The sequence below is a fragment of the Tessaracoccus sp. OS52 genome, from assembly GCF_020687685.1.
Lineage (GTDB): Bacteria > Actinomycetota > Actinomycetes > Propionibacteriales > Propionibacteriaceae > Arachnia.
In genome coordinates, this window is record NZ_JAJEWM010000005.1 from 104111 (window position 1) to 119682 (window position 15572).

Annotated in this window: 13 protein-coding genes and 3 tRNA genes; 4 read left to right on the forward strand and 12 right to left on the reverse strand. The window is 68.7% G+C overall.

Features of this window, described 5'->3' with window-relative positions; all coding sequences use genetic code 11:
* Positions 1-3 precede the first annotated feature (3 nt).
* The 4 genes from LKO27_RS13995 to LKO27_RS14010 form a co-directional block, all read right to left on the reverse strand.
* Positions 4-900 (reverse strand): 1,4-dihydroxy-2-naphthoyl-CoA synthase, encoded by an 897-nt coding sequence (locus LKO27_RS13995; protein WP_227738133.1) that lies wholly within the window; start codon positions 898-900, stop codon positions 4-6.
* Between the two features lie 10 nt (positions 901-910).
* Entirely contained in the window at positions 911-1639 is a 729-nt protein-coding gene (locus LKO27_RS14000; protein ID WP_227738134.1) for a glycerophosphodiester phosphodiesterase, read from the reverse strand.
* Between the two features lie 92 nt (positions 1640-1731).
* Positions 1732-1804, reverse strand: a tRNA-Arg gene (locus LKO27_RS14005).
* Positions 1805-1932: 128 nt separating this feature from the next.
* Positions 1933-2023 (reverse strand) — tRNA-Ser (locus LKO27_RS14010).
* A 108-nt stretch (positions 2024-2131) separates the two neighbouring features.
* Here LKO27_RS14010 and LKO27_RS14015 point away from each other — a divergent pair.
* Positions 2132-3829, forward strand: coding sequence for an LCP family protein (locus LKO27_RS14015; protein WP_227738135.1), 1698 nt, complete (start codon positions 2132-2134; stop codon positions 3827-3829).
* A 343-nt stretch (positions 3830-4172) separates the two neighbouring features.
* On the opposite strand, the gene LKO27_RS14020 is transcribed toward LKO27_RS14015, so the two are convergent.
* Both LKO27_RS14020 and LKO27_RS14025 read right to left on the reverse strand, forming a co-directional pair.
* On the reverse strand, positions 4173-4625 hold the full coding sequence (locus tag LKO27_RS14020; protein WP_227738136.1) for a hypothetical protein: 453 nt from the start codon (positions 4623-4625) through the stop codon (positions 4173-4175).
* A gap of 120 nt (positions 4626-4745) precedes the next feature.
* A tRNA-Ser gene (locus tag LKO27_RS14025) sits at positions 4746-4833 on the reverse strand.
* A 146-nt stretch (positions 4834-4979) separates the two neighbouring features.
* On the opposite strand from LKO27_RS14025, the gene LKO27_RS14030 reads away from it, so the two are divergent.
* The 3 genes from LKO27_RS14030 to LKO27_RS14040 are packed head-to-tail and all read left to right on the forward strand — an operon-like array spanning position 4980 to position 8942.
* Positions 4980-5792, forward strand: coding sequence for a pseudouridine synthase (locus LKO27_RS14030; RefSeq protein WP_227738221.1), 813 nt, complete (start codon positions 4980-4982; stop codon positions 5790-5792).
* 19 nt (positions 5793-5811) lie between these two features.
* A complete protein-coding gene (locus LKO27_RS14035; protein WP_227738137.1) occupies positions 5812-6783 on the forward strand; it encodes an NAD(P)H-quinone oxidoreductase in 972 nt (323 codons plus the stop codon).
* A complete protein-coding gene (locus LKO27_RS14040) occupies positions 6783-8942 on the forward strand; it encodes a M15 family metallopeptidase (protein ID WP_227738138.1) in 2160 nt (719 codons plus the stop codon). The genes LKO27_RS14035 and LKO27_RS14040 overlap by 1 nt, the downstream gene beginning before the upstream one ends.
* A gap of 63 nt (positions 8943-9005) precedes the next feature.
* Here LKO27_RS14040 and LKO27_RS14045 read toward each other — a convergent pair whose 3' ends face one another.
* Genes LKO27_RS14045 through LKO27_RS15675 form a run of 6 tightly spaced genes read right to left on the reverse strand, consistent with a single transcriptional unit; the run spans position 9006 to position 15547 of the window.
* Positions 9006-10484, reverse strand: coding sequence for a glycosyltransferase family 4 protein (locus LKO27_RS14045; protein ID WP_227738139.1), 1479 nt, complete (start codon positions 10482-10484; stop codon positions 9006-9008).
* Between the two features lie 2 nt (positions 10485-10486).
* On the reverse strand, positions 10487-11779 hold the full coding sequence (locus tag LKO27_RS14050; protein ID WP_227738140.1) for a nucleotide sugar dehydrogenase: 1293 nt from the start codon (positions 11777-11779) through the stop codon (positions 10487-10489).
* Between the two features lie 49 nt (positions 11780-11828).
* The gene (locus LKO27_RS14055) at positions 11829-12815 is read right to left on the reverse strand and encodes a Gfo/Idh/MocA family protein (protein ID WP_227738141.1); all 987 of its coding nucleotides are present in this window, start codon (positions 12813-12815) and stop codon (positions 11829-11831) included.
* Complete coding sequence (locus LKO27_RS14060; RefSeq protein ID WP_227738142.1) at positions 12815-13903, reverse strand: DegT/DnrJ/EryC1/StrS family aminotransferase; 1089 nt, start codon at positions 13901-13903, stop codon at positions 12815-12817. Before LKO27_RS14060 ends, LKO27_RS14055 begins: the two co-directional genes overlap by 1 nt.
* Positions 13900-14502, reverse strand: a complete 603-nt coding sequence (locus LKO27_RS14065; protein ID WP_227738222.1) for an acyltransferase — start codon at positions 14500-14502, stop codon at positions 13900-13902. The genes LKO27_RS14060 and LKO27_RS14065 overlap by 4 nt, the downstream gene beginning before the upstream one ends.
* 52 nt (positions 14503-14554) lie before the next feature.
* Positions 14555-15547: a glycosyltransferase gene (locus tag LKO27_RS15675; RefSeq protein WP_227738143.1), complete on the reverse strand. Its 993-nt coding sequence runs from the start codon at positions 15545-15547 to the stop codon at positions 14555-14557.
* Between the last annotated feature and the right edge of the window lie 25 nt (positions 15548-15572).

Genomic DNA, 15572 nt, shown 5'->3' on the forward strand with positions numbered 1-15572 from the left:
ACATCAGTAGTAGTACGGAAACCGCGACCAGTCCGGTTCCCGCTTCTGCAGGAAGGAGTCGCGGCCCTCGACCGCCTCGTCGCCCATGTAGGCCAGACGCGTCGTCTCCCCCGCGAAGACCTGCTGCCCGACCAGACCGTCGTCGATCAGGTTGAAGGCGAATTTCAGCATCCGCTGCGCCGTGGGGGACTTGCCGCAGATCTTGGCCGCCCACTCCAGGCCGACGTCCTCCAGTTCGGCATGCGGCACCACTTTGTTCACCATGCCCATGCGGTAGGCGTCCTCGGCGTCGTAGACGTCGCCGAGGAAGAAGATCTCGCGAGCGAACTTCTGGCCCACCTGGCGCGCGAGGTAGGCCGAGCCGAAGCCACCGTCGAAGGAGCCGACGTCGGCGTCGGTCTGCTTGAAGCGCGCGTGCTCGGCGGAGGCCAGCGAGAGGTCCGAGACGACGTGCAGCGAGTGCCCTCCCCCGGCGGCCCAGCCGTTGACCAGCGAGATCACCACCTTCGGCATGAACCGGATGATGCGCTGCGCCTCGAGGATGTGCAGCCGGCCCAGCTTTGCCGGGTCCACGGTTTCGGCGGATTCGCCGTCGGCGTACTGGTAGCCGGCGCGGCCACGGATGCGCTGGTCGCCGCCCGAGCAGAACGCCCAACCGCCGTCCTTCTCCGATGGCCCGTTGCCGGTGATCAGGACGCAGCCGACGTCGGAGGACATCCGGGCATGTTCGAGCGCCTGGCAGAACTCGTCGACGGTGTGCGGCCGGAACGCGTTGCGCACCTCGGGGCGGTCGAAGGCGATCCGGACCGCGGGCACTTCCTTGGCCCGGTGGTAGGTGATGTCGGTGAAGTCGAAGCCGGGCACGCCGTCCCACAGCTCGGGGCGGAAGGGGTTGCTCATGACCAGCAGGCTAGCGACTGCGACGGCTGACGCGGCGGGCGCGGTCCGGGAAGTTGGTGATGATCGCGTCGACGCCCATTGCTGTGAACTGCTGGATCTCCTCGTCGTCGTCCACGGTCCAGACGTGCGCCTTGATCCCGGCCTCGTGGCACAGCCACATGTAGTGCGGCTGCTTCAGCGCGAGCCGGCTGGGGTGGACCGCCCCGGCGCCGTAGAAGTTGGCGTAGGTCCAGGGCTCGAACAGCGCGTCGGAGTAGAGGAGCCCGAGATTCTCGGGCTCGACCTTGCCGCGGAGGTTGGCGAGGCTGACGTGGTTGAACGAGGAGAACACCACCTGCTCCAGGACGCCCGCCTCCTCCACCAGTTCGAGCGCCTCGAGCTCCATGCCCGGGTACAGGACGACAGTGTTCTTCAGTTCGATGTTCAGCCGCACGCCGGTTGGCCCGAGCAACTGAAGCGTCTCCTTGAGGGTGGGGATGCGGGTGTTGCGGAATCCGACGAAGCCGTTGGAGAAGTCGCAGCGACGCAACTCCTCCAGCGTCAGGTCGACCACGCGACCAAAGCCGTTGGAGGTGCGGTTGATGGACTCGTCGTGGATGACGACGAGGTGGCCGTCGGCAGTGCGCTGCACGTCGAACTCGATGCCGTCGGCGCCCTGCTGCACCGCCGTCTCGAATGCGGGCAAGGTGTTCTCCGGCGCGAACGCCGGGGCTCCGCGATGGGCCCAGATCTCGGTCATGGCACCGTCCCTTCCACTCATGATCCTAGTCAGCCTGCGGGGCGGTGCTGACAGCAGAAATCCCGGCCCCTGCTGGGACCGGGATCACTCTGCGCGCTCGGAGGGACTCGAACCCCCAACCTTCTGATCCGTAGTCAGATGCTCTATCCGTTGAGCCACGAGCGCAGTGCCGCGTAGGCAGTTGCCAACTATACGTCACGGCGACCCGACAGGGCAAAACGGCCGCCCGTCAGGCACGCGGCCCGGATCCGACGAGCGGGTCCGGGCCGATTGGATGCCAGTGACATCTGCAGCGGAGGTGGCGGGATTTGAACCCGCGATGGGGTTTAAGCCCCAAACCCGATTAGCAATCGGGCGCCATAGACCGTACTAGGCGACACCTCCACGACGGCACAAGGTTAGCCGAGCGGTTGATTCCGCGCCAAACGCCGTTTCGGTGCGGCGCGGGCCCCCGTTCTACACTTGTGCACCATAAGGGGGGACCACCTACCGATGACGGAACCGAACCAGCACCGCCCACGCCGGGCTCTGCCTCCGCTCGACGACGAGCACGCCTCCGGCGTCGGTGACCTCTACGGCCCGGTGTTCCGTCCCGCCCGGGCCGCAAGACCCGAGCAGCCCCCCACCCCACCACCCTGGGAGACACCCCGGGCCGAATCGCCCAAGGGCGCCGTCCCAGCCGCCGGCAGGAAGCCGTCCTTCGCCCGCAGCCTCGGCCTGACCGCACTCAGCACCGTCCTCCCAGGGGTAGGGCTGCTCGGGGCCAGACCCCTCGCGGCCAAGGTCGTCGGTGTCGTGGCTCCGCTCAGCTTCCTGGGGGCGCTGGCCGCCATCGGCTGGTCCGCCTACAGCAACCTGGGCAACTTCGCGGGCTTCGCCGTCGACCCCGGTGAGCTGCAACGCCTCTCCCTGGTGCTCGCGGCGGTCGGGATCGTCTGGGTGACACTGATCGCGGCCACCCACATCCTCACGAGACCCAAGGGCCTGGGCCCTGGCCGCAAGGCCACGGGAGCGGTCCTGGTCACCGTGCTCAGCCTGTTCATCTCGGCGCCCATCGCGGTGGGGTCGCGCTACTCCTTCGACCAGCAGAAGCTCGTGGAGACAGTCTTCCCCGACGAGGCCCAGGTGACCGCCACCAGTCGTCCCTCCATCGATGCCGAGAAGGAGAACCCCTGGAAGGATCACCCCCGCCTGAACATCCTGCTGTTGGGCGCCGACGGCAACGCAGTCAGGGACGCCCAGTGGGGCATCCGCACCGACACGATCATGCTGGCCTCCATCAACACGGCCAACGGCAACACCGACATCATCCAGATCCCCCGCAACGTGCAGTACGTGCCGTTCCCGGAGGGGTCGGAGATGGACCAGTGGTTCCCCGACGGGTTCAGGGGCGAGGGCGACTCCGCGAACTGGTTCGTGAACAACATCTGGCACACGGTGGAGAGCGGCGACTACCCCGACATCCTCCCTGACCAGACCTACCGCGGCGCCGAGGCGCTCAAGCAGGGTGTCGAGGGCATCACCGGCCTGAAGGTGGACTACTTCGCGCTGCTCAACATCGACGGCATCCAGGCGCTCATCAATGCAATGGGTGGCGTCACCGTGAACATCAACGACCGGCTGCCGATGGGCCGCGACACCGGAAACGGACCCTCGGGCGGCTACCTGGAGCCCGGGGCGGACCAGCACCTCAATGGCTACGAGGCCATGTGGTACGCCCGGTCCCGCTCGGGATCCAGCGACTACGACCGCATGGCCCGCCAGTCCTGCCTGGTCAACGCCATCATCAAGCAGGCCAACCCGGCCACCATGCTGACCTCCTACGAGGCCATCGCCGCGGCGTCGGCCAAGATGGTGATGACCGACATCCCGCAGCAGGTGCTCGAGCCGCTGGTCGAGCTGTCCATGACGGTGAAGGACGCCGACATCGAGCGACTGGTCTTCACCCCCGGCAAGAACGGCTACGACTTCAACGACCCGGACTTCGATGCCATGCGCGAGGCGGTCACGGAGGCGATCTCGGATGAGGAGCCCGCGCCGTCGGCCACCGCCACCAGCGAGGCTCCCTCCCCATCGGAGACCCCCAGCAACAGCGATTCCGAGGAGCCGGATCCGGAGCCCAGCGCGTCGCCGACGTTCATCGAGGGCAGCCAGTCCGTCGCGGACGCCTGCGCCTACAACGGCGGCTGACCACTTCTCGCGGGGTCGGTAGCGTCCGTGAGGAAGCAACGACGCGCACCCACTCCCCGCTGGTCGAGCAGCGTCCGTGAGGAAGCAACGACGCGTACCCACTCCTCGCTGGTTGAGTAGCGTCCGTGAGGAAGCAACGACGCGCACCCACTCCCCGCTGGTCGAGCAGCGTCGCGTGAGGAAGCAACGACGCGCACCCACTCCTCGCTGGGTCGAGTAGCGTCCGTGAGGAACGAACGACGCGTACCCTCCCCGCTGGTCGAGTAGCGTCCGTGAGGAACGAACGACGCGTGTCGAGACCCCTCTAGACCCTGCGTCCAGCCATCCGCTCCAACCGGCGACCTCAGGCGAAGTTGGTGTACCCCTTGGCGGCATCCAGGCGCTCGGTCATGTCCTCGAGCAGATCCGCGACCTGGGCGTCGTTGCCGGGGGCGAACACCAGGTGGTGGCGCGTCTCGGGGCCCTCGTGGATTGTGATGTGGCGGCCCGCATCCGACTGCGTCACCCGGGTCACCAGATCCCAGTCACCGGTCTCCCTGCCCCGGGGACCCTCCAGCACGTAGCCGTCGTCGTTGAAGGTGATGCTTACCCGGTTGCGTCCGCTGGCCGCGAGGCCGGCCACGAAGAGCATGATGCCTGCCACCAGGACGACGATGCCGAGCGCAAGCAACGCCCAGTGCCAATCATTGAGCAGTGACAGCACCAGCAGGACCGCACCCGCGAGGCTCCCGACGGCGGCGATGCCGTAGGCGCGCAGCGGAGGACGCGGCTTGATGAGGTAGTGGGTCTCGGACATGCCCACACACTACCGGCGGGCACTGGCAGCGTCGCGGCTGGGCGGCCGTGTCACGGCACCGGGATGTCCGCGCCGGTTCGGCGGTGACAGGGCGCTTTCGCGACGATCACCGGTGCGGGGTGGCGGCGAGGGTGGGATTCGAACCCACGGAGCGTTGCCACTCGGCCGCTTTCAAGGCGGCTGCACTAGTCCACTATGCGACCTCGCCACAGCGCCTTGCGGCGCTCAGCACATGTTACCGGTAGAAAGGAGGACGTGCCTCCCAAGTCCCCGCTCCCCCCACGCCACGGTCTGCAGGCCGCTTGGGTGCGCACCCCTGACCGGGACCCGGGCAACGCCCTGCCCTGGCCGACGATGCGCGACTTCCTGCGCGACAAGCTCGGGCCTGGGCGCGAGGCCGTTGACGACATGCTGGCCCGTGGGGACTTCGTCGACGACGACGGCCACCCCTGGACTGGGCGCGAGGTCTACCGCCCCCACACCTTCGTGTGGTTCCACCGTGAGCTCCGTGACGAGCCCGAGGTCCCCGGGGAGGTCAGGGTGCTGTACCGGGACGAGCGGATCGTCGTCGTCGACAAGCCCCACTTCCTCTCGACGATCCCGCGCGGCCGACACGTCACCCAGAGCGTGGTCGTGAAGGCCCGCGTGGCCCTGGACCTGCCGGAGCTGACGCCGGCGCACCGGCTGGACCGGGGGACCGCCGGTGTCCTTCTGCTTACCACCGAGCAGCGTTGGCGCGCCGCCTACCAGGACGTGTTCCGACGGCGGGAGGTGCGCAAGGTCTACCACGCCGTGGCAGGGTACCGACCGGAGCTGGAGTTCCCCGCGACGGTGGAGTCCCACCTGGTGAAGCGGGTCGGAACGATGCAGGCAGAAACCCGGGACCTGCCCGCCAACTCCCGCACCGAGATCGACCTTCTGGAGGTCCGCGGTGACCTGGCTCGGTACGAGGTTCGGCCGCTGACCGGCAAGACCCACCAGATCCGGATGCACTTCAACTCCCTGGGGATACCCCTGCTGGGAGACCCGCTCTACCCCGAGGTTTCCGACACGCCGATCGACGATTTCTCCACCCCACTTCGGCTTCTGGCGTACTCGCTGGAGTTCGTGGACCCGGTCGACGGACGAGCCCGACGGTTCGCGTCAGGCCGGGAACTGGAGTGGTGATTGTGGCAGAGTGACCCGCATGCGTGCAGTCATCGTTGCCGAGCCCGGCGAAGTGCAAGCCCTCGAGATCGGGGAACTGCCCCGCCCTGAGCCCCAGCCCGACGAGGTACTCGTTCGCACAGTCGCCTCCGGGGTGAACCGCGCCGACATTCTGCAGCGTCGTGGCCACTACCCGCCACCCAAGGGCGTCACGGACACCATCGGCCTGGAGGCCTCCGGGGTGGTGGAGGCAGTCGGCTCCCAGGTCACGCGGTGGCAGCCCGGCGACGAGGTGGTGGCCCTGCTTGCCGGCGGCGGCTACGCCGAGTACTTCGTCGCCCCCGAGGGCCAGTTGCTGTCCCCGCCCAGTTCTGTCGACCTCGTCACCGCAGCCGGGTTGCTGGAAGTGGCCGCCACCGTCGTGTCCAACATGGACGTCGCCGGTCTGATGGCCGGTGAGACGCTGCTGGTCCACGGCGGCGCCGGCGGCATCGGCACCTTCGCGATCCAGTACGGCAAGGCGCTCGGCTGCACCGTCGCCACCACCGCCGGCAGCGCGGCAAAACTCCAGCACTGCCGCGACCACGGCGCCGACATCGCCATCGACTACCACGACGACTGGGTGGGTGCGCTAAAGGAGGCGACCAAGAGCCACGGCGCCGATGTCGTACTCGACATCATGGGCGCCAAGTACCTCGAGATGAACGTGAAGGCGCTGGCCCGGGGCGGCCGCATGGTGGTCATCGGGCTGCAGGGTGGCACCAAGGGCACGCTGAACCTGGGCCTGTTGCTCGCGAAGATGGGCACCATCCACGCCACCTCGCTCAGGTTCCGTCCCAAGCCGGAGAAGGCGGCCATCTGCAAGCGCGTGGCCGATACCGTCTGGCCCATGCTCGACGCCGGCCAGATCAGGACGTCACCGGAGACCCGCATCCCGTTCGACGAGGTCCGCAGGGCCCACGAACTGCTCGACAGCGGGGACAACGTCGGCAAGATCGTGCTGGTGCACTGATGCGCATCACCAGACGACTGGCCATCGCACTGGCCACCGGGCTCACCGCCGCCTTCGCCGTCGCGCTTGGCCCCGTCGCACCAGCACAGGCCGAGGTTGACGTCTACACCACCCACGGCGACCACACCGTCAACGGGCGCCAGTGGCGCACGAGGTGTTCCCAGTACTCCAGCACGGTCGAGCGTTGCCGCACCGAGATCTGGGCAACCACGACGACGTGGAACGGGAGGACCTTCGTCAACACCAACGGCTGGGTCTTCAACAACCTGACCTACAAGCCCAGCCCGCGCGCCCAGTGGCTGGCCAACCCGCTGGCCACCAGCGGAGAGCACATCATTGACGGCCGACGCTGGAAGACCGAGTGTGACACCTCCTGGACCGGCAAGAACGGCTGCCGCTCATTGATCTGGGCCACGGCGCCCGAGCACTACGGGTCGGGTTACCGGATGGTCAACAAGTGGGTGTTCAACAACATCGTCAACTTCCGGCAGCCCGCCGCACCAGTCGGCCGCCCGTCGGGACCCGCGGCGCCGAGCGGGGCCGAGGTCGGCATCAGCAACGTCGTGCACCCGGGTCACCCGAGCACCACCCTCTACCGTCAGGTGGCCCCCATCTCCGTCAGCGGCAGGGTGAGCGGAGCCCCGGCCGGCGTCGTCGTCACCGTCACGCTGCGCGACCACGCGGGAGACGTCTGGGACACCGGGTACGCGACGACGAACGGCGAGGGCGTCTACTCCACCCAGATCGACGCGAGCTTCGCGGGCTGGGCCAGGATCACGGCTGGCCTCGACAACGGCAAGGTGGCCGCCTTCGAGACCACCATCGCCAGGCCGTCGGCAACGCTCTCGGCCCCGGCCTCCATAGATTCCCTGGCCACACCGCAGCTCACAGGGGCAGTGGTCCCAGCCGTCGCGAACGTCGCGGTCACGCCGCAGGTCTTCGTTAACGGCACCTGGACCGGGCTCGGCCCGGTCCGCACGGACGCGAACGGCCGCTTCAGCGCCACCTACGACTACGGGGTCGGCGGGATCGGTGCCGTCACCGTCCGCGTGCAGGCCGCCACCACCTCGGGAGCGGTGTGGACGTCGTCGAACAGTGCGGTGGTCACCCGCTCCGCGAAGCCCAACACCGTCATCACGGCCACCACACCCGAGGAGGTCAACCACACCTGGCGGCTGGGTTGCCCAGTGGGAGCATCCCGGTTGAGCACCATCCGCACGAACTACCTGGGACTCGACGGTCTGGTGCACCGCGGCGAGATCATCGTCCGCCGCGACCTGGCCAGCACCGTCGCGAATGTCCTCGAGCGCTCGCTGGCAGCCAGGTTCCCGCTCGGGCAGATGCGCAACCCGAACCACTGGAACGGGGATGACAAGGCGATGATGGCCGCCAACAACACCTCGGCGTTCAACTGCCGCTCGGTGGTGGGCAACCCGAGCGCGCAGTCGCCGCACTCCTACGGCATCGCCGTCGACATCAACCCGTGGCAGAACCCCTACCGCGACCCCACTGGCAAATGGTGGCCGTCCACGGACCACGTCCAGCGCACCCCGGTGGTTCCCGGCCAGCTCACCACGTCGTCGGAGCCCGTGCGGGCCTTCCGGGACCACGGCTGGGCCTGGTACAGCGGCTGGGACTGGCACCACTTCCAGTACCGCGGCTCCAGCACCACAGCGACGGCGACCTCCACCGAGCTGTCCCCCGCCGCCACCACGGCCGGAACCCTCGCCTCCGATGACCTGCCGCAACCCAGCGGCTGGGACGGCGTCGCGAGCGAAGACGGCTCCCTGGAGGACGGCTGGGTGGGCAACGGCGCCTCCGTCCACGAGGTGGACCCCGGGCGCAAGTCCGTGGACCTGTTCGCGCTGGGCTGCGTCGCCCAGCCGGACCTCGACGCACCTGTCGCGGCACTGGAGGAGACCCTCGCCGACGACGGCCGGCCCGGCGTCGGCCTGGCGCTGGAGTTCGCCTCCGACGACGCGGCCGCCCACTGGCTGGCCACGTGGCAGTCGGCCAACCGGGGCTGCGCAGAGGTGAGCGTCGCCGTCGACGAGCCGGGCGCCTGGGAGGCCGAGCGCGAGTTGCACGACGGCCTGTGGTCGGAGACCGCCCAACTGGAGGGCACCGTCGTCGCGATCACCATGCTTCAGGAGGCCTGAGACTACCGAGTGTGGGTTGTTTGCTCCACGAATGGTCAAACAACCCACACTGGGCGAACAGCGTCAGGCCGGGGTGACCTCGGTGGCCCCGAACGGGCCCTCGGGCTTGGCAGGGACGAAGTTTGTCAGGCGTCCGAACGCCGCCAGCAGACCGGGCTCGTTGCTCTGCCAGGAGTACTTCTGCGCCAGTTCGTGGAGGTGTTCCTGCGGCACGGGGTTCGCCAGCGCCTTGGTCACCTTCTCCGCCAGGTCCCGAGCATCGTCGGTGCGGAAGACCTCCCCCATGCCGTTGAACCGGACGAACTCGGCCATCGTCTTCGCGTCCGACGACACCATCGGCAGCTCTGCGTGCAGGTACTCGAACAGCTTGTTCGGCAGGGTGCGGTCGTGGTTCGGGGACCCGCCCGGCAGCGGGTGGACGGCCAGGTCGGCGCCGTGGAGGTAGTAGCTGAGGTTCGCCTGGTTGACCGGGTCGACGTAGTGGATGCGGTCGCGCACCCCCAGCTCCTCGGCCAGCGGGTCGAGCTTGGTCTGCATCGGGTGCGGCAGCGGCATCGTGACGATCGCCAGGTGCACCGACTCATCGATGTGGGCCATGGACTCGATCAGCGTCTCGATGCCCCGGGCCCAGCTCATGATCCCGGCGTAGACGATCAGGGGCGTGGCGTCGTCAACTCCGGCCGCCTCGCGGACCGTGACGTCGCCCACCATCGGCTGGAAGACGGACATGTTGACGAAGGTGTCGGGAAGTTCGTCGAGCTTGTACTTGTCCTTGAGGAGATGCGCATGGGACTCGGTGACGGTCATCACGTAGTCCACCTTCTTCATGAAGGCCCGCTCGGTCCCCAACAGCGCCTCGTGTCCCGCGGGGTTGCCGATCTCCTTCTTCGGCAGACCGGCGAAGTCCTCCCGCACGTCGTAGGAGAGCTTGACGTCGACGCCCTGCTCGCGCAGCGCCTTGGCGGCCTCCCAGGCCACCGGCAGCACGAGCGGGTTGTGGGCGTGGAGCACATCCGGGCGCAACCCGACGAGCAGGTCACGCAGGGTGTGGATGAGATTGTGTGCCACCGGAAGGTTGGTGGGCAGGTCCAGGGCGGCGAACGGGTCGTCGGAACCCTGCAGCCGTGCGCGCAGTGCCTTGCCGACGGTCATCAGCCGGTCCTTCAGGCTGATGGCACCGACGGCGACCAGCTTGCCGTTGGTGATGGCCCACTTCGCAGCTGACTTCGCCGACGCCTTGTCGGCGCCCTTGACGCGGCTGGCGTGGACGGCGCGCTGGCGCTTCAGGCGCGCGGCCCGGCCCGCATTCGGCGACGGCTTGGCCGCCATCCGGCTCTCTGCCGGCCAGACTGTCAGCGGTACCCGGATCACTCGGATGTTGCCACCCAGCAGGTACTCGCCCGAGTCACCGCCGATGGGTTCGGTGGAGATCACGATGGGTTCGAACCCCCCGCGTTGCAGGGTGGTGGCGATCCGTTTGATGCGCGAGTCGTAGTCGATCGGCGCATGCCGGAACAGCACGATGCGGGGTTTCGCCGCCACGGTCAGTTCCCCTTTCCGAGGGTGATGAGGGTGGTCCGGGAGAAGTTTGCGGCGTCCAGCACGCGTCGTCCGTCCACGACGACCGCGACCCCCGGGAGATCGTCGGCGCCCAGTTCGCGGTACATGGCGTGGTCGGTCTGCACGATGGCGACGTCGACGGGCTCACCCAGGCGGTGCGGCAGGAACCCCATCCGCTTGAGTTCGGTGTCGGTGTAGAGAGGGTCGTGGACGGTGACGCGGGCTCCCCGGTCCTGGAGAGCGCGGACTACGGGGAACACGCCCGAGAGAGCGGTCTCCTTCACACCCCCGCGGTAGGAGGCGCCCAGCACGACGACGCGACGCCCCGCCAGCCCCCCGGCCGCCTTCTCCGCAAGCTCGACGGCGTAGGACGGCATCTCCGCGTTGGCCTCTCTGGCGGTGGCGACGATGCTGGCCTCCGGATCCGTCCACAGGTAGAGGCGCGGATACACGGGGATGCAGTGACCGCCCACGGCGATGCCCGGGCGGTGGATGTGGCTGTAGGGCTGGGAGTTCGAGGCCTCGATCACCTGGAACACGTCGATGCCGTTCTTGCCGGCGAAGCGCGCGAACTGGTTGGCAAGCCCGATGTTCACGTCCCGGTAGGTGGTCTCGGCCAGCTTGGCCATCTCGGCGGCCTCCGCCGTTCCCAGGTCCCAGACTCCGTTGCCCCGTGCCAGGTCCGGTCGCTCGTCGAACTGGAGCACCGCCTCGTAGAACTCGCGGGCACGCTCGGCGCCGGCCTCGGACAGGCCGCCGATGAGCTTCGGGTACTTGCGCAGGTCCGCGAACACCCGGCCGGTGAGCACCCGCTCCGGGGAGAAGACGACGTGGAAGTCCGTGCCCTCGGTCAGCCCTGAACCAGCCGCAAGCATGGGCGCCCAGCGGGTACGGGTGGTCCCGACCGGGAGCGTCGTCTCGTAGCTGACCAGGGTCCCCGGCTGCAGTCCCCTCGCGATGGCCGCGGTGGCGGCGTCCATGGCCGCGAAGTCCGGCTCGCCGTCGTGGTTCACGAACAGCGGGACCACGACCACCACGGCCTCGGCCTGCCGAACCGCCTCCGTGGTGTCGGTGGTGGCTCGCAACCTTCCGCCGTCGACGACGGCCCGCAGCTTCTCCGCCAGGTGCGCCTCGCCGGGGAACGGCTCGTTGCCGGCGTTGATGGTGTCCACCAGCGTCGAGTTGACGTCGGCCCCGATGACCTCGTGGCCCGAGTCGGCGAACTGGACGGCCAGCGGCAGGCCGATCTTCCCGAGGGCTACGACTGCGATCTTCAAGTGCTGACTCCTGGTAGGGATGCGGCCGCCGCCAGCGGCCTGCGGACGATCAGAGGGCGACTGTCCGGCCGGTGTTCGCCGATTCGATGACGGCCTCGGCCACCCGGACGGTGTTCAGGCCCTGCTCGAGCGTGACGATGTCGGAGTCCTTGCCCAGCACGGCGTCCCGGAAGTTCTCGTGTTCGGTGCGCAGCGGCTCCGGCTTCGAGAAGGCGTACTTGATCACGTCGCCCTCGCTGACGCCCTTGAACTGCGCCAGATCCTGCCACGTGTTCTCGACGGTGCCGTTGGCGTAGTACGTCAGGTCCGCGGTGAGGGTGTCGGCGATGAAGGTGCCGGTCTCACCGGTGATCACGGTCATCCGCTCCTTCAGCGGGGAAAGCCAGTTGACCAGGTGGTTCGCCACGATCCCGCCCTTGAGCAGGCCGGTGATCGAGATCAGGTCCTCGTACTCCCGGCCGGAGAGGTTGTTGGCCTCGGCCGCCACGTGCACGTACGGGGAGCCCACCACCCAGGCGGTGAGGTCGATGTCGTGGGTGGCGAGGTCCTTGACCACGCCGACGTCGGCGATGCGCGCCGGGAACGGGCCCTGCCTGCGGGTGGACACCTGGATGACCCGGCCGAGCTGGCCGTCGGCGATCCGCCTGCGGGCCTGCTGCAGGGATGGGTTGTAGCGCTCGATGTGCCCGACTGCTCCGACGAGGCCCGCCTTGGCGAAGGCCTCCACCAGCGCGACGGAGGATTCGACGTCGCGCGCCAGCGGCTTCTCGATGATGGCGTGGATGCCCGCCTCGGCCAGTTTGAGACCGGTCTCCAGGTGGAAGGCCGTGGGGACGGCCACCATGCAGTAGTCGGGCTTGAGTTCGATGAGTTCGTCGACGGTGTCGAAGACGGGACGGCCGCCGGCGACGCCGAACTTGTCGCCGCCGGGATCGGTGATCCCGACCAGTTCGACGCCATCAAGGGAGCCCAGCACGCGCGCGTGGTGACGCCCCATCATCCCGATTCCGACCAGGCCGGCTCTCAGCGTCGCCATCACGCGCCTGCCTTGGCCAGCGTGTTGACGGCCTCGACGATGCGCTCCAGGTCACCCTCGGACAGCGACGGGTGCACCGGCAGCGACAGGCACTCCTTGGCGGCGCGCTCCGTCTCGGGAAGGTCCACGGCGGCCTGGAACGGCTTGAGACGGTGGTTGGGAACCGGGTAGAACATCCCCGAACCCACCTGGTATTGCTCCTTCAGCGCAGCCGACAGACCGTCGCGGTCCTCGGCCACCCGCACCGTGTACTGGTGGTAGACGTGCACCGCGCCCTCGGCCACCGGCGGCGTGGTGACACCCTCAAGGTTGGCCGACAGGAACGCGGCGTTGGCCTGGCGCTGCCTGGTCCAGCCATCCACCTTCGTCAGCTGCACCCGGCCGATGGCGGCGTGGATGTCGGTCATGCGGTTGTTCAGGCCCACGACCTCGTTGTGGTACTGCTGCAGCATGCCCTGGTTGCGGTACAGGCGCAGGTTGCGCTCGATCTCGTCGTTGGCCGCGGTCACCATGCCCCCCTCACCCGAGGTCATGTTCTTGGTCGGGTACAGCGAGAACATCCCGAACTCCCCGAACGCCCCCACAGGGGTCCCGTTCAGCGAGGCCCCGTGCGCCTGCGCAGCATCCTCGAACAGCATCAGGCCATGCCGGTCCGCGATCTCGCGCAGCTGGGCCATCTTGGCCGGGTGCCCGTACAGGTGCACCGGCATGATCGCCCTCGTGCGCTCGGTGATCGAGGCCTCCACCGACGCCGGGTCCAGCGTGAAGTCGTCTGCCGCGATGTCGGCGAAGACCGGGGTGGCCCCGGTCAGCGCCACCGAGTTCGCCGTCGCCGCGAACGTGAACGACGGAACGATGACCTCGTCCCCGGCGCCGATCCCGCACGCCAGCAGGCCAAGGTGCAAACCGGAGGTGCCCGAGTTCACCGCGACGCACGCACGACCGAGACCGAAGTGCTCCGAGAACTCCTCCTCGAAGGCCTTGACCTCGGGACCCTGCGCGAGCATGCCGGAACGCAGCACGCGATCCACGGCCTCCCGCTCCTCGTCACCGATGATCGGCTTGGCCGGGGGGATGAATTCAGTCACTGCTGGACCTCCACGAGTGTGTCGTTTTCCTCTGTGTACTTGGCGCCGGTCTGCGGGCAGACCCACTCACCGGCGGCGGATCCCGCCTCCAGCGGGACGCCTGCGCGGCCCACCCAGCGGATGCGCCTGGCCGGGACCCCGGCGACGAGCGCAAAATCAGGAACGTCCTTGGTGACGACGGCGCCGGCGGCCACCATGGCCCAGCGTCCGATCGTCACGGGCGCGATGCAGACCGCACGCGCCCCGATCGATGAGCCCTCACGGCAGGTGACGCCGACGGCCTCCCAGTCGTCGCCGCGCTTCAAGTTGCCATCCGGGTCGATCGCACGGGGGAAGTAGTCGTTGGTGAACACCGCCGCGGGACCGACGAAGACGCCGTCCTCCAGCACCGCTGGCTCGTACACGAGGGCGTAGTTCTGCAGCTTGCAGTTGTTGCCCATCCGGACACCGGTGCCGACGTAGGCGCCGCGACCGATGATGCAGTTCTCCCCCAGCACCGCGCCTTCGCGCACCTGCGCGAGGTGCCAGACCGATGATCCCTCGCCGATGGTGGCCTCGGGTGAGACGTCAGCGCTGTCCTGGATACGCACCATTCCAATGGTCCCTTCGAGTGGCTTCTGGGTGAGCATACCGGTTGCCCGGCGAGGCGAATCAGGGCAGGCCTACGATCAGCTCCGCCGCGGCGTCGTAGGTGTTGCGACGGTGCCTGGCCACCTCGCCTGCCTCCCGCGCGGCGGCCCGGAGCTGGGCGCGCAGCCCGGGTTGGCTGGCGAAGTGGCGCAGCGCCATCGTGGTCTCCGCCACCGAGTCCACGAGGACGCCGGCGCCGGTCCGGTGGAGCAGTTCCGCGACTCGCGGCAGGGGCGTGGCGATCGTCGGCATCCCGCACGCGAGGTACTCGTAGATCTTCGACGGCATGGCCTCGGCGAAGGCCGGCGTGTTGGCGAGCAGGCAGAAGCCGACGTCGGCCCCCTCGGCGATCTCCCAAGACCGCTTCGGCGCCTGCCGGCCGTGCGCGGCGATTCGCGCGCAGTCGGGCTGGGTGAGGCGCTCCCGCAGCCAGCCCGCGTCGGCCTCCGCCACGGGCCCGACGATGTCCAGGTGCCACGGCTGCTCGTCGGCCGCGGTGGCCGCCACTGCCTCGACCATGGTTCGGAGGCCGCGGGAGGCTCGGTTGTCCCCGATGTAGACAGCGCGCCAGGGTGGCGAGTCAGCGGCCTGCGCCAGTTCAGGCAGCAGGGTGAAGTCGGGTTCGTTGCGCATCACATACCGGCTCGGGGCGGTCCGTGGCGGGACGTGCTCGTCAGCCACCAGCACGAGGTCAGCGCCGCGGATCATCCGGTTCAGCAAGCCGACGGCACCCTGCAGGACCGCCAGCAGGGGGCGCGGGACCCAGTCGCGGTCCTTGAGCAGCGCGGCGTAGTCCTCATGGACGTCGGCCACCCACTTGCGACGCCGCAGGCGCGCCGCCATCAGGGCCGACAGCGAGGTGTCCGGGTCAATGGTGAGCAGCACGTCGGCCTGAGTCCGGAACGGCCAGGTGAGCGCACGGCCCAGCCGGGTGAGTTTGCCCGCGCGCGGCGACGTCTGCACCCGGGCGCCGCGGGGTGCCAGCGACGCGTCTCCGAGGCCATGGATCTCCACGTCGGCCCCCGCGCGTTGCAGCGCG

What these genes read in the sequence shown, in the direction of transcription:
- LKO27_RS13995 (WP_227738133.1), bottom strand. Translation starts at nt 900, where the DNA reads ATGAGCAACCCCTTCCGCCCCGAGCTGTGGGACGGCGTGCCCGGCTTC.
- LKO27_RS14000 (WP_227738134.1), bottom strand. Translation starts at nt 1,639, where the DNA reads ATGACCGAGATCTGGGCCCATCGCGGAGCCCCGGCGTTCGCGCCGGAG.
- LKO27_RS14015 (WP_227738135.1), top strand. Translation starts at nt 2,132, where the DNA reads ATGACGGAACCGAACCAGCACCGCCCACGCCGGGCTCTGCCTCCGCTC.
- LKO27_RS14020 (WP_227738136.1), bottom strand. Translation starts at nt 4,625, where the DNA reads ATGTCCGAGACCCACTACCTCATCAAGCCGCGTCCTCCGCTGCGCGCC.
- LKO27_RS14030 (WP_227738221.1), top strand. Translation starts at nt 4,980, where the DNA reads ATGCGCGACTTCCTGCGCGACAAGCTCGGGCCTGGGCGCGAGGCCGTT.
- LKO27_RS14035 (WP_227738137.1), top strand. Translation starts at nt 5,812, where the DNA reads ATGCGTGCAGTCATCGTTGCCGAGCCCGGCGAAGTGCAAGCCCTCGAG.
- LKO27_RS14040 (WP_227738138.1), top strand. Translation starts at nt 6,783, where the DNA reads ATGCGCATCACCAGACGACTGGCCATCGCACTGGCCACCGGGCTCACC.
- LKO27_RS14055 (WP_227738141.1), bottom strand. Translation starts at nt 12,815, where the DNA reads ATGGCGACGCTGAGAGCCGGCCTGGTCGGAATCGGGATGATGGGGCGT.